Here is a 14,734-nt window from a genome sequence, read left to right as displayed (position 1 = left end):
GAGGGATGAAAATTACAATTCGACCATAAGGTCTTCAATGGAGTGAAAAAATCGATGATTTGAATTCGTGTTACTGTCGGGAAGGTCTAATACCTGCTTTCCTAGTATCCAGAATTGACTTTTTCTTTTTCTACAAACTATCTCATTAAATTCTTTGATATATTCTGAAATCCTATCTTTCTCAGGTTTTACGGTAAAATAGGATACGAAGGTTATATTTTCATGAAAAGTTAACATATTTGGAAGACTGTCCAGTGGAATGCTAGGTCCCAGATAAATAGCCTTATATCCTTTTAATAATATTTCATAATTAATATAGAGAAGACCTAATTCGTGAATTTCATTTTCTGGTAAATATAATACAAATGCTTTCTCTTTTTTCGAAGATTTAGAGAATTGTAATTTTTCTATATTGATTAATAACTTTTGCTTTATAAGATTTGTTATAAAATGTTCATGAGAAGGACTAATAGTATCTGTTTGCCATAATAGTCCGATTTCTGTCAAAAAAGGGATGAATATATCTGTAAATATTTGTCTAAAGGTTCTTTTTTCTAATAATTGTTCGTATGTACCTAAAAATAATTCCAGATCATAATTCAGCATAGAAATTTTGAAAGAATTTATAGCTTGATTTTTGACGCTATTATCAGATACAATTCTTCGTACATATTCATTAATTTCTTCACTATTAAGTTTAGAAACTCTGGAAATTTTATAACCACTATTAACTAAATAAGTAACATTAAGTAATCGCTGAAGACTTTGTAAGTTATAAGTTCGAATATTAGTTTCTGTGCGGTCTGGTGACAGCAGATTGTATCTTTTTTCCCAAATTCGTATGGTATGAGCCTTTACACCACAGAGGTTTTCAAGATCTTTTATACTGAAGTTTTGCTTAATGTTGTTCACTTTTTTTAAATAAAGGTTAAACAAATCTAAGTAAAAAAGATATTTATCATCCTACCTAACCTGTTAAAAAAAAAGCAATTATTGTTAAAATAACAAGTATGGATCTCCATAAATATAAGATGTTTTATAGAACTCATCCGGACTTTTTCTATTTCCTAAAAAATGGTTGTAATTCGTCCGTATTTCATTGCTTTTTTCTTCTGTAGTGCTGCTATAGATAACAAAAAGTGCCTCATCAGGTTAAATTTCAACTCATTTTCGGTTAAAAATAAAAAGTCAAGATGAGTTCATTGACATAAAAAATAGATTTTGTATTAGATTGATGGATTTCCGAACATTTTCAGAATGTTGTAAACTACGGTAAAAAGTTAGAAACTGGGTATAACGGATGGCTTTTATAACTAATATTGATATGTTTATGATCACTTCTTATTAAATTTGAATAAATAAAACACAGTAACTATGAAATTAGGTGCCTTTTCAGTAAGTCTTAATGTAAAAGATATCAAAGCGTCAAAATCGTTTTATGAGAAATTAGGGTTTACAATTTTTGCTGGAGACTTGGACAATAATTATTTGATTATGAAAAATGGAAATTCGCTCATTGGATTATTTCAGGGAATGTTCGAAAAGAATATCCTTACCTTCAATCCAGGTTGGGATGAAAATGCAACTCCATTAGAATTTTTTGATGATGTGAGACAAATTCAGCAACAATTAAAGAAAGAGGGCATACAATTAGACCGAGAGGCGAATGAGGATAGTTCTGGTCCTGAAAGTATCGCTTTAATAGATCCAGATGGGAATCAAATACTTATCGATCAGCATGTATAGGTTTTTTGACTTGTATATGCACTAACAAGGTTAGTTTAAAAAAAAAGATACATCGTATCAAAAAAAAGTGATTAAAGGAGTACTTTTTTTATCTTAAAATTAATAAAAAAGCAAAGTTTTATTAGGGTATTTTTTAAGTTTTCTACTGCCATGTAGATTAAAACGAGTAATAAAAATTCAGTAATTGGGTAAATACGGTTCTTTTTAGCAGCGTTTTTAAGGGATTTTTAACAAGTAAATTTGATTTTTGAAATCATTAAAAAAATGAGATATGTTGAAGTAATCAATATTGTTTTTAGAGTTTTGAAAAGCTATATGTCTTTAGAGTAATTAAATTAATGATTATTTTTTTTTAAATTTATGTGGTAGGAATTATAAAACGATTTTTTTTTAAATTATTGTTTTTTAAGTATTTATTGAATATTTTCAACCTTTTTACTACTCGTGATAAGCTCTTGGAATTGTATGCTAATAATTTTATTCGATATTATAAATATATTCCATTCCTTAATTTTTAGAGATATTTTATTGAATCAAACTACAGAAATTTCTTTATGTGTAGATGGTGTAAAGGATCACATATTTAGGTGATAATAAAAATCATTTTTGAGTGTAAAAACCACTTTTTTGAGTCTATTTTGTTGTTTTCTTTGGTAATTTAAAGACACATCTTTTGTATTGTTAAAGCATATTTTTTATGAAAAAGTTGAGATTTTTTCTATATACTTAAAACCAGAGGGATTTTATATTTAATTGAAAATTAATTAGTTCTTGGATTAATCAGTTTTAATTTCTCAAGATTTCCGAACATCTTACTACCCCAGTATTCTACTAGATTTTATATAGACAAGTGTAAATTTTATACTCAAATCATTATTAAAGAAATAAATAATCTTTAATTTCATACTTTGTAAAGAAGAGGTGTAAAAATTGAAGCATTCTTATTATTTGTTTTAAATTTTCGCACAAATCTTAAAATTAACTGAAATTAACACAAACATTATTACCACTATGAAAAAGAAAGTTCTCACAAACAACAGAGGATTCCACGTAACTTTTTTCTGGACATCTGAGTAATTTTTCTGCTGTTGGCAAGGAAAAGAAAAAGTGAAAATCCTCTACTCTAATTTAAGATAAAAGAAAACATAAATTTTTTGCTTGGATATTTTGTTTTTATTGTAATTCAAATTTCACGTATTCGCACACCAAATGATAATTAAATTGAACTTTAAAAATGAAATATTATCATGTGCAAAGTAAAATAATTGGTAGACACTTGAGAAAGAATAAATCTTAGAAATAAACCACCGTAATCTTGTGGTCTAAAAAATTATATCTACTATATTATTTTTCAATCATTAAGAGATTAAACACAATTTCAAAATAGAATACATATTTAATTATGTGATTTTTTAAAATAAAATACTTCACAGAGCAAAGAGAGAAGATATGACTTTTTTTAATTCAATCAATTAAGATTGAGCAATTTTTAACATTATTAATACACAACTAATTTAGGATCTTTTTGATAAGATCGATTCTTATTTCAACTTTTTAATTATGAAACACATAAAATTATTACTAGCAGTAATCTGCTTATTAACTACCAGTATATATGCGCAAGACTGGGATGGGGTGCCTATTCCGGCAACGCCTCCTTCTGGAATGATTTGGGAATTACAGCCTGTATCGGATAGTTTTAACTATGAGTCTTCAAGCAGAAATCTTAATCCAGAATTTACAGATAGATGGAATGAATTATATATTAATGGATTCTCTGGACCTTCTGCTACATCATATCACAAGGATCATACCTGGGTTACAGGAGGATATCTAAATATACACGGAGCTTGGGATGCTAGCTTACCTATTGTTTATACCGGATGTATATCATCAAAAGATCCCTTAGCATACCCTATGTATATGGAAGCCAGAGTAAAGCAGGCAGGATGTATGCTGGCTAATAATATCTGGATGATAAGTGAAGATGAAACTGAAGAACTAGATATGTTAGAATCATATCCTAATGTTCAGGAAGGACGTGAATTCTTAGACGAACGTATTCATTTAAGTCATCATACATTTATTAGAGATCCATTTACAGATTATCAACCAAGAGACGAAGAAGATGTTTTTGGTACGTGGTATTTTGAAACTGGAAGAAGCACCTGGAGAGATGATTTTTTTACAATTGGAGTGTACTGGGTAAATCCGCACCATGCTCAATATTATATTAATGGTAGATTGGTTAGAACCATAAAAAAGAACGAACATAATTTTATTGATCCTGATGGAAATCTATCTGAGCATACGACCACTTTTGATGCGATCGATAAATATGGGTATACTGGTGGAACAGGATTAAGTAAACCACAACATATTATCATTAATATGGAGCAACAAGAATGGTTAAGTGATCTTAATATTTTTCCAACTCCAGAAGATTTAGATGATGCTAATGATAGAAATACTTTTTTAGTAGACTGGATTAGAGTGTATAATGCAGTTCCTGTAGGAGGAGCAATTCCTGTTACGGATGTAGCAATATCTTCTTCGGATTTAAATTTACAAGCTGGAGAGACTTTTGATCTGGATCCAGTAATAATACCTAGTAATGCTACGAATCAAATAGTTACATGGACTACTAGTAACCCTACTATTGCAATTATTAATGGTTCTGGTGTGGTTACAGCCATTTCACAGGGAACTGTAACGGCAGAGGTAGTTACTTTTGATGGTAGTCATAAAGCTGTTATAACTGTTACTGTTACGGGTACAGGAGGAGGAAGTACGACTGTTGATGTTACTGGAATTATTATGGCATCTACGAATGTTTCAATAGATTTAGGAGAAACAACCAGATTGTCTGCTACAGTTACTCCTCCAGATGCTACTGTCAAAACTGTTTTGTGGGCTTCTAATAATCCATCAGTCGTTACAATAGATAATCTGGGTAATATAACAGGTCAGGCAGAAGGTTCAGCGATTATTACTGCGAGATCTCTTAATGGAGGTTTTACTGCTACAAGCTCCATAACTGTTACTGATAGTGGTACAGGTGGCGGTGGCGGTACTCCCGTTGCTGTAACTGCAATTACTACTTCTCCATCAAGAGTTACATTAGATGTAGGGCAAACATCCGCAATAACTGCAACAGTTTCGCCATCTAATGCTACTGACAAGAGTATTAATTGGTCTACAAGTAATGCAGCTGTTGCCACAGTAAATACTAATGGAGTTGTTGCTGCTCGATCGGCTGGTTCTGCAATAGTTACCGCAACTACAGTTGATGGGAGTTTTACAGCAACTACGAATGTTACTGTAAATAACACCAATCCACCTTCAGGAGATGATATTGTAATCGAAGCAGAAACTTTTACCAGTACTGATGGTACTTTTGATGATGCTAGTGCAGGAGGACCTGGTACAGGTGTAAATGCTAGCCCTATAGGTATTAATTATGTTAATAGCGGAGACTATGCGGAGTATACTATTAATGTAGGTACTGCCGGTGAATATCGTATCACATATCAAATATCAACACCTTCTGATAATGCTCAGATTCAATTGTTGATTGATGGCACTGTAGTAGCAACTGATGATGTACCCAATAATGGAGGTTGGGAAGATTATACCGCTTTAGTATCATCAAATACAATCACAAATCTAAGCTCAGGATCTCATACAGTAAGAATAGTAGCTTCAGGATCTAATCCTTGGCAATGGAATTTGGACAAAATCACTTTATCTCGTTTAGGTGGAGGTGGAAGCCCTACTGTTGATGGTGGTACTATAACAGGAGGTCCTTTTGTATTTACAGTAGGAGACGGAGTTGTGGATAATGTATCAGGAGTAACTCTTAGCGGAAATGTAGGAGCCAATTCACAATGGGTTGTTACCGATGATCAAAGAAATATTCTTGGGTTACCTCCAACTCCGGAAGCGGTTGATTTTGATGGTGCTGGAGAAGGAACTTGTTTTATTTATCATTTAAGTTATGAAGATAATACTACGGTTCTTGCGACCGGAGCTAACTTATCTGGATTAGCAGGTAACTTTGATCTTTCTAACAGAATAGAGGTAATAAGAAATGCAACAACACCATCACCAGGAGATGCTACTTTGATTATTGAAGCAGAAGATTTCGTTGATACCAATGGAACCTTCAATGATGCTTTTGCAGGTGGTCCTGGATTAGGAGTAAACAGAGCCGGTACTAATATCAATTATGTTAATAGTGGAGACTGGGCAGAGTATACTATAAATGTATCCACAGCAGGGAGTTATACTATCGAATACTTGATCTCTACTCCATCAGATGGTTCGGAGATTCAGTTATTGCTTGATAATACGGTAGTAGCAACTGATGATGTACCTAATAATGGGGCTTGGGAAAGCTATACATCATTAAACTCAGGAAGTAGAGTAACATTATCAACAGGATCTCATACACTTAGAGTTGTTGGGTCGAGCAGTACTATCTGGCAGTGGAATCTGGATAAGATTATTTTATCTACAGGAGCTTCTACCAGAGATTCAGGGCTTACTAACGATGTGCCAGTAGCACAGTTATCTTTATATCCTAATCCAACTAATGGAAAAGTATTTATTCAGGGATTAAGTCAAGAGCTGGAAAATAACGTTCAGGTATTTGATATAAAAGGTGCTAAATATCTGGAAACAACACTAAATAAAGATCATTCTATCAGTATTGAGAATTTACCACAAGGAATCTATTTCCTTACAGTTACTAATTCTCAAATAGGTAAAAAGAATCTAAAATTAATGAAGAATTAATAACCACAAACTTTAATTACTTGTTTTCTCACCCTGTATGATTTATCATATAGGGTGAGTTTTTTTTAGGATACTTTTTCCTGTCTCATAAAATAAAACTGGTTCTTTATTAAAGAATGAGATTTAAGATAAAAATTCAAAAAAAAGGCATTCTACCCTGCTACAAATAATATCAGTTCTTAGATGAAACTACCGTAAACTGAATCAAATTATTTTTTTTGTATGAAACAATAATATGATTTATAACTAAAAATTTCGCATATTCATCGTTTCTTTTTCCTTTCTACTTCGTTTAAAAAATAAACCGTAGCTATAGCTATGCTTGATTTTTTTGCCTTGCATAAAGAAAAAATAATTCAATGAATTTATACGAATTTTTTAATCACAAATCGTATAAGAAATATTTTAGTAGGCGAAATTTTATTTGGGAGGATAGTATAACTGTTTTTTATAACGTTTTGTCACTTTTATGAACAAGGGTTAATAAATACTAATGAGATTCAGTTTTTCGGTTAAATGCAACACTATTATTGATACCACCTTACCTTATTTGATTAATACTGCTAACGTATTTCTTACGTCTTTTTATGCTCAGGTATAAGCAAAAAAAGCAAATTTACACAGGTGATTTTAAATTAGAAAATAGATAAATTATGTCCAAGCCCCCAGCTCTAGAGAAAAATTATCAGAAGCGTCTCGACTGGATGTCGTTTTTATATTGGGTTTACACTACGTAATTTTAAAATCATATCCAGTTATCAAGTTGAATGATTAAACAATATTGTATATAAATTATTTCCAGATGATTAATAGAAAATGTTCTGGTGAGAGAGGAATAGAATATTTTTTAGGGGAAATATCTCTATATTTGTGCAGGGTTGATAGTGTTTTTTATTTTTTTATTTTATAAAAAAATGGATTAAATGTTGTTTTTTTACGTTTAAATGCTATTTTTGACAAAAATTAACGATTTTAATATTTTTTTTATTGAATAGTTAAGGTTTGAAAAGTGGTAATTAAAACACATTTTTATACAACTATTTTAGATTTGATTATGCTGAGGTAAGAAGTTAGAAGAGTTATGTGAATTATCAAATAAAGTCGAGGATATTTGGATATGTAAAATAATATAATAAGGTATGATAAGTAAAATACATTGGCTGGTATGCAGTTAAGGGGGTATGCCAGCCTTTATTAAGAGCCGTTCAGAATTCTGAACGGTTTTTTTAATTAATCCCTGAGACAACTTTTAATCAGATAGAATAGAGATGTAATACTGTTTCTGATTTTGGGGGATGTAGTTTCAAATCGGAAGTGGTATATGACTTAGTTCTGGTATAATAGTTTCAAAATGGATATAAACCAGCAATATATCATAAATCTGTTTTTTAAGAACGTACTAATTATATAAGTAAAAAATTATAATATCTATCACTTTTTATTATTTTTTTTAAATGTATGGTAAAATTATATTAAATAAATTCTTACGAGTAAGTTGTTGATGTTTCTTTTTTTTAATCTAATTAATTGTTTTTCAAATTGTTGTGTTTTATTTTTTTTGTTAGAATTCACTATTATGTAAGTAATTTACATTTTTTGGCGTAAGTGCAGACTAGTTTTTGTTAAAATTAGATGTTCCTAAGTAAGCTTTTATGTTTAGTGTTGTCTAAATCTTAAAAATAAATAATAACTATTGATATTTTTTTATCAATAGTTATTGTCTATAACGATATAACAAACAACACAAATTCATTAAAATTTAGTATTATGGAAAGACCAACGCACGAATATGTCTCAAGATTCAAAAAATGGCAAGATACAGCAGTTGTAAGAACAAAGGATCATCCTACATTACAGGATTTTGAAGAAGGGCTTAATTTTTTTTCAAAGAAGCAATCAATTCTTCTGAATCATCCAAGGGTGAATAGTTTGCCAGAAGATAAAATCCAATCTTTATTGGTGTTAGAATTGTACAATTATTTGGAGTTTACAGTATGGCTTGAACTAGGACCTGTGAATGAGGTTTGTAATCTTATTAGACTTCCTTCTTTTTTGCCCTGGCTATCTCAGGAAATGAAAGACGATGCTCTAAAAATATATGTAGATGAGGGTGCACACGCCGAAATGGCTTTCTCTCTTATTTCAAAAATTGAAGAATACACCAAAATAAAATCACTAAGATTAGAGCCTAATTTTCTTAAAGAACTGGATGATATTATATTAAGTCAGCCCAAAGAGCTGGAAAAAATGATCAAGGTATTTTTTGTTATCATTTCAGAAACACTAATTACAGGAACTTTAACAGGATTGCCAAATGATGAAGAGGTACAAAAAGCAATACGAGAGTTTGCTTTAGATCATGCGACCGATGAGGGGAAACATCACGCTTATTTTAAGCAATTTTTTGAAATATTATGGCCCAAAATGCCAGAAGAATTGCAGGTAAAAATAGGTTCAGTATTACCAAAAATGATTTTAGCTTTTTTATATCCGGATACGCATGTTTTGAAACAGATACTACTTCAGTTTTTTTCAGAAGAAGAATCTAGCGAAATCATTAATGATTTGATTTCGTCAGATATAATTCTCAATGGAATAAGAAAGTCTAGTTTCCCAACAAAAAATATGTTGAAAAGGAATAAGCTATTTACGATAAGCAAAATCAAAGATTCGTTTAATGAACACAAATTACTGAAAATGTAATGTGTTTTAACCATTACTGCCTCTATGTTTTTTAATTATCTCATTTCTTTTTTATGATAATTCTATTGTAGAAAAACATAGATATTTTACCTACAACATTAAAATAATAATAACCTGGAGTATGTGTAATAAGTCTTAATAGCACAGATGGATAACTGATGTTTCTAATTAAACAAAATATAATAACACAACTCATAAAAATTCTTTATAAAATGAAAATACAAACAACAAAAAACCTGAAAGATCTGATTGTAGCATTTATCTCAACTCCTCAATCTGATGATGCTCTTGTGAATTCGATAGTAACAAAAGAGGCTAAAGAGATCATTGAAACTTTTTATAATTGGTTGCGAAAAATTTCCAGAATCAATAGTCGTATTCTGGTAGATGATTTAGAAATTCTCAATGATCATTTTGCAACTTTTACTCTTTTAAAACCTATAAAAACAAAAGTAGGAGTTATATGCAGATCTGTGCAAGATCAAGATTTTGATATAGAGAAAATAATAAATTCTGTAGCACAATATAATACAGAGTTTATCCTTTATTTGTCTCGTGATCATCGCAAAGAAAATGAATTAGTTGAGGTTTTGAAGAAAGAGAATATACTCCCGATTAATGCAAATTGGTTGACATCAATTGTTATCGAAAATAGCCAGCCTTTCTTTGCGCAATTAGGAGAATCAAATAATTTTGAATGGACTCCTTACATCTCAGAAAAGACAAAAGATATCATTAGTGTAAAAACAAGTAAAGGAATTTTAGACGAATCAGATGAGTTGTCAGATAGAAGCAGTATACTGAAGAACTATAAAGGAGATATTTTATTAGCAACATCTTTTCTACCTTCAATTACATTGCCTGTTTCTGTAATCACTAGGTATTATAGAAATATAGGAAATAATGAAGAAAACATTCTTAAAATAATTGCAGGTAGAGAAAAAGAAATAGAAAACTGGAAGCGTCATATCAATAATTATAATAGATATGATATGATACATATAGAGTCATTGAATCAGTATTTTTCGAATCCAAAATATTTTGAAATGGAATTGACGGAAGATGAGATAAGAGAGCAAATTTTTAATTTAAGTACTATTTTGAGATATGATAATTATACGCTCTGTTTGACATCTGAATCCATAGATCTATCCTACGAAATCAGAAACCCAAATGTCCTTATCAGGACTAATACACGTAATAAATCCAAGTCTGCAGTAGAAAGAATATCTGATATAAAGATATCCGATCCCGTAGTCTGCGATAAGTTTGAAAAGGAGTTTTGGGATACTTATAAACTGATTCCCGAAAAAAATAAAAGCAATGCATATATTTTAGAGTATATAAAGGATTCGTATGATTATGCACTTAAAGTGATTTCCTAATATAATTGTATAAAATAGAAACCAGAATATGTATAAAAGTATTAGAAATTAGTTCATACTATTTTTATATATTCTGGTTGAATAAAAAAGGCACCCTTTCATTAGTATAGTGTATACCTTATTGTAGAATTGATGCTATATAAAATTAATTTTACTTTTGGTAATATGTGCGTACTATTATATATAAATATCAAAAAACATACACATAATATCAGTTCTTAGTTGAAATTACCGTAAACTGAATCGAATTATTTTTCAATTCGAATTGTGAGACCAAAAGAAATGATTTTAGCCGGTAATTTCATTTGATAAATTATAATACCATTTATCCTTAGAACGTACTGTAATAGCAAATCCTTTTTTCGACTTAGCGTTAGAATAAAAATAAGTAGCAGCTCTGCTATACCTGATTTTTCTTCTTTGTTAAAAAAAAATATACTTTTCTATTACAGTAAATTCAAAAAACAAAATGGTATAAACTCTTTAAATTACTATAGCGATATGATCAATATACATTTTATAATTCACGAAGTTTTTGAAGGCCCCGGAGTCTTAGAGCATTGGGCTATTGCCAGCGGTTATAGGTTATCCTTCTCCAGAGTATATCAACATGAAAAATTACCAGAATCTTTAGATGATATAGATTGTCTTATAATTATGGGAGGTCCTCAAAGTCCTAATACCACAGTAGAAGAATGTCCATATTTTGATGCCAAAGCTGAGATGGAGCTTATTGATCAGGCTATTAATGATAACAAAATAGTCATTGGTGTATGTCTGGGAGCTCAAATGATAGGACAAGCTCTTGGCGCTCCAGTAGAAAAAAGCCCATATGCAGAAATAGGTTCCTTTCCGATAAGGAAAACTAAAGAAGGTAATTCTGATCAAAAACTTTTGCATTTCCCTCAAAATGCCGTAGTAGGGCATTGGCATGGAGATATGGCAGGACTAACATCAGAAGCTAAAGTATTAGCATATAGCAAAGGATGTCCCAGACAAATAATACAGTATTCAGCATTAGTCTATGGATTGCAATGCCATCTGGAGTTTAATCCAGAATCTATAGAATTACTAATTCAGAATTCTACAGAAGAATTAGAAAGGTTGAGAGGAGAGAAATACGTTCAAACTCCAGAAGAACTAAGAAATAATGATTATAAATCGATGAATGCTCTTTTGTTTACATTTATGGATAACCTCATAAAACAGTATGTAGTTGATCAAAAAGGAATAATGACCTAAATTCCCACTTATAGACTTTATTTTAGAACTTTTTCTATTGTTCTCTATCGTATATATATTGAAGTAGTTTTTTCGACATAGCTAAAACTATGCTGAAAAAACTACTTCATTATATAGTAAAAAAATTAAATGTATTGATTAATAATCAATATGTAAGATGAGTTCGGGTTTTTGTAGTTAGTATGTTATATCTTTAAAAAAATTAAAATAGTGATTGGTGTTTTGTACTTAAAGAATCAATTTTTCTAATTCTGATATCTTTAAAGAATATTTCGGCAGCCTCACTTTGTAATTGAATCTTTCCTTTGATTAGCGGAATACTTTTACCATTTTCATCAATATATCTCGAATTCTTCAAAATCATTACTACTTCACCATTCACTACGTGTAGACTCTTACCTTCATAACAAAATAAATCCAGTGTGTTCCATTCATCGTGTCCTTTCTCATAATTACCGCTGCGTAAACAGTAATTTTTATAAGGGCTATTCATACTTATGGGCAAGTACTCTTGAGATTCGTGTGCCATTGGATCTAAGTTAGATTCTGGTTTATAAGCTCTAATATCGATAGCCGAATTTGCTTGACTCCAGAAATCACCAGTATGTCCCTCCATAATTTGAAATTCCTGAGAAAGCATCCAGGATCTCCAATATTCAGCTGCCATCGGTCCGATAGAATGGTATAGGATACCTGAATCTTTGAGTAAGTTTTTTCGATAAGCCCATTTCTTATTTCCCCACTTATATTTTAATTGGAAATGGTAGTTTTTATATTCCTTTTTCGTGATTAAACAACCGTAATATTCACCACTATTTCTAATAATAATATCATCTCCTTCTTGCACTGTAGTAAAGACGTTATAAGAAGGTTTGTTTAATCCTATCGGAGCAATTGAGTCTCCTTGTTCATTTTTTGGAATAGTTCCATCATATCCCGGTTGATGCTGGTAGCTTAGATAAGTGTCCCAATTGGATAAATTGGTGTCAATTAATTCTTCCCAATTTAATTTTTCCTGATGATCTATATTTTTTTCTTCTATAACCGAAGAACATGAAAATAGTAATAAAAGAAGAGGGAAAGCTAATTTAGTCATATTCATATAGTATTGATTTTAATACAGTTTTTCTAATTGTTAGTTTTTTTATTGGAAACGTTTTATAACTCATCATAGTCCACAAATTTTTGTATTTGCCAATCTATCAAAGCCAAACTATGAAAACCATCTTTAGAATTTGGATACTCTAATTCTATATTCGATGATTTTTCTGTAGTATGAGTTCTAATAACCTTGGTAAAAATACAATATATATTGACAAAAGTTTCTCAATAATCTTTTGTGTGATCATTATGAATTCTTAAATGTGCAAATATTTCTCTTGATAGAAGGTACTAATTTGTGATTCAATCTCGATTCAGGTGTATATCTATTGAAAAGAAAACAAGTTCATCTATCAGGATGGTATTATAAATATTTTTTCAATTTTAAATCGAATTGAAGAAGTGTCATTGCTATTTGCTAAGGCAAAAAAAATGCATAAGATAATTTTGAGTTTTTTATGATCGTTATGTAAAAAAAGATGTTTAGCGAATAAATTTAAATAACTTTTTCAGATAAGCTGAAGATTACATTTTTTTTGTAAATTTGACTGTTCAATATTTTACAATGAATAAAATTAGACATTTAATTACCCCTTTTAAGGGAGAGAACGGATCCATCTTTCATGCAGATACCTGCGTTCCTCTTGTTGATGCATGTCAACGATCGATGGTAGAGTTTAAAGCATTAGCAAGACATACATATCCGGGAGAACGATTAGCAAAAGATACAGAAGGTCTGAATACGATAGGTTATTGGGATGCGAATTTTGAGCAGGATTGGGGTTTGGACTGGCACAGAAATGAAGGAGTGGAGTTCCATTTTTTAGAATCCGGATCGATGCCTTATGCGGTTGAAAACAGCGAAACCGAGTTGTTTGCAGGAGACTTTACCATTACAAGGCCTTGGCAACAGCATAAAGTAGGGAATCCTCATGTAGGCATTGGCAAGTTTTATTGGGTTATTTTGGATGTAGGTGTGCGTCGCCCGCATCAAAAATGGGAATGGCCGGACTGGATTGTGCTTTCTAAAAATGATTTAGAACGGTTGACATTATCGATACGACAAAACGAGCAGCCTGTATGGAAAGCTACTCCCGAGATAAAAGATTGTTTTAAGAAGATCGATAATTTGCTTAATAATAAAGAGCAAGAGCCTTCATCAAAGCTTAGGATATATATTAATGAACTGTTAGTGTTGATTTTAGAAATGTTTGATAGAGGGAAACTAATACTGAACGAGTCACTGACAGATAGTTTGCGCTCAGCAAAATTGTTTTTGGAAGAGTTGGGTAATAACCCATCTCACCGATGGACTATTGAGGAGATGGCAAACTCATCAGGTTTAGGGACCACCAGGTTTACTCATCATTGTAAGCAACTTACTAATCTTACGCCAATGCAAGTGCTGACCAAAAAAAGACTGGGAATGGCTTGTGAGATGTTGATAGAATATCCAGATTTAAGTGCTTCTGAAGTGGCTTATAATTGCGGTTTTTCTACCAGTCAGTACTTTACAACAGTTTTTAAGAAACATTTAAAAACTACACCCCAAAAATATCGTATACAGGAAGACAAGCAAGTCAATGCTTCCCTGTAAAACTATCAGTTAATACTATATTAATGAAATGTACTAAAGGTTACCTCTAAAATTAATTTATTTTTAATCAAATAGTTATAGTATTTTACTGACTAAACACAGGTGAGATGAATAGTTACAAACGCACAGGAACAACTTCTTTATTTTCAGAAAGTTATCGATT

Annotated in this window: 8 protein-coding genes; 6 read left to right on the top strand and 2 right to left on the bottom strand. The window is 30.9% G+C overall.

All coding sequences use genetic code 11. From position 1 onward, the window contains the following. Positions 1–12 precede the first annotated feature (12 nt). The gene (locus F0000_RS20800) at positions 13–912 is read right to left on the bottom strand and encodes a MerR family transcriptional regulator (protein ID WP_149626652.1); all 900 of its coding nucleotides are present in this window, start codon (positions 910–912) and stop codon (positions 13–15) included. Positions 913–1,374: 462 nt separating this feature from the next. On the opposite strand from F0000_RS20800, the gene F0000_RS20795 reads away from it, so the two are divergent. From F0000_RS20795 to F0000_RS20775, 5 genes are all read left to right on the top strand, one after another. Beyond that, positions 1,375–1,746, top strand: a complete 372-nt coding sequence (locus F0000_RS20795) for a VOC family protein (protein ID WP_149626651.1) — start codon at positions 1,375–1,377, stop codon at positions 1,744–1,746. A gap of 1,560 nt (positions 1,747–3,306) precedes the next feature. Continuing rightward, complete coding sequence (locus F0000_RS20790; RefSeq protein WP_149626650.1) at positions 3,307–6,543, top strand: Ig-like domain-containing protein; 3,237 nt, start codon at positions 3,307–3,309, stop codon at positions 6,541–6,543. 1,767 nt (positions 6,544–8,310) lie between these two features. Beyond that, on the top strand, positions 8,311–9,246 hold the full coding sequence (locus F0000_RS20785; protein ID WP_149626649.1) for a diiron oxygenase: 936 nt from the start codon (positions 8,311–8,313) through the stop codon (positions 9,244–9,246). 212 nt (positions 9,247–9,458) lie between these two features. Next, positions 9,459–10,631, top strand: a complete 1,173-nt coding sequence (locus tag F0000_RS20780) for a hypothetical protein (RefSeq protein WP_149626648.1) — start codon at positions 9,459–9,461, stop codon at positions 10,629–10,631. Positions 10,632–11,132: 501 nt separating this feature from the next. Continuing rightward, positions 11,133–11,873, top strand: a complete 741-nt coding sequence (locus F0000_RS20775) for a gamma-glutamyl-gamma-aminobutyrate hydrolase family protein (protein WP_149626647.1) — start codon at positions 11,133–11,135, stop codon at positions 11,871–11,873. Between the two features lie 202 nt (positions 11,874–12,075). Here the strand turns inward: F0000_RS20775 and F0000_RS20770 are convergent, their stop codons facing one another. After that, a complete protein-coding gene (locus tag F0000_RS20770) occupies positions 12,076–12,975 on the bottom strand; it encodes a DUF1080 domain-containing protein (protein ID WP_149626646.1) in 900 nt (299 codons plus the stop codon). A 564-nt stretch (positions 12,976–13,539) separates the two neighbouring features. On the opposite strand from F0000_RS20770, the gene F0000_RS20765 reads away from it, so the two are divergent. Further along, complete coding sequence (locus F0000_RS20765) at positions 13,540–14,571, top strand: AraC family transcriptional regulator (RefSeq protein ID WP_149626645.1); 1,032 nt, start codon at positions 13,540–13,542, stop codon at positions 14,569–14,571. Positions 14,572–14,734: the final 163 nt, after the last annotated feature.

The organism is Aquimarina sp. RZ0 (genome assembly GCF_008370685.1).
GTDB lineage: Bacteria > Bacteroidota > Bacteroidia > Flavobacteriales > Flavobacteriaceae > Aquimarina.
The sequence above is the reverse complement of the archived record's forward strand: the minus strand, read 5'-3'. Positions and strand labels throughout refer to the sequence as shown.

What these genes read in the sequence shown, in the direction of transcription:
- F0000_RS20795 (WP_149626651.1), top strand. Translation starts at nt 1,375, where the DNA reads ATGAAATTAGGTGCCTTTTCAGTAAGTCTTAATGTAAAAGATATCAAA.
- F0000_RS20765 (WP_149626645.1), top strand. Translation starts at nt 13,540, where the DNA reads ATGAATAAAATTAGACATTTAATTACCCCTTTTAAGGGAGAGAACGGA.
- F0000_RS20780 (WP_149626648.1), top strand. Translation starts at nt 9,459, where the DNA reads ATGAAAATACAAACAACAAAAAACCTGAAAGATCTGATTGTAGCATTT.
- F0000_RS20785 (WP_149626649.1), top strand. Translation starts at nt 8,311, where the DNA reads ATGGAAAGACCAACGCACGAATATGTCTCAAGATTCAAAAAATGGCAA.
- F0000_RS20770 (WP_149626646.1), bottom strand. Translation starts at nt 12,975, where the DNA reads ATGAATATGACTAAATTAGCTTTCCCTCTTCTTTTATTACTATTTTCA.
- F0000_RS20775 (WP_149626647.1), top strand. Translation starts at nt 11,133, where the DNA reads ATGATCAATATACATTTTATAATTCACGAAGTTTTTGAAGGCCCCGGA.
- F0000_RS20790 (WP_149626650.1), top strand. Translation starts at nt 3,307, where the DNA reads ATGAAACACATAAAATTATTACTAGCAGTAATCTGCTTATTAACTACC.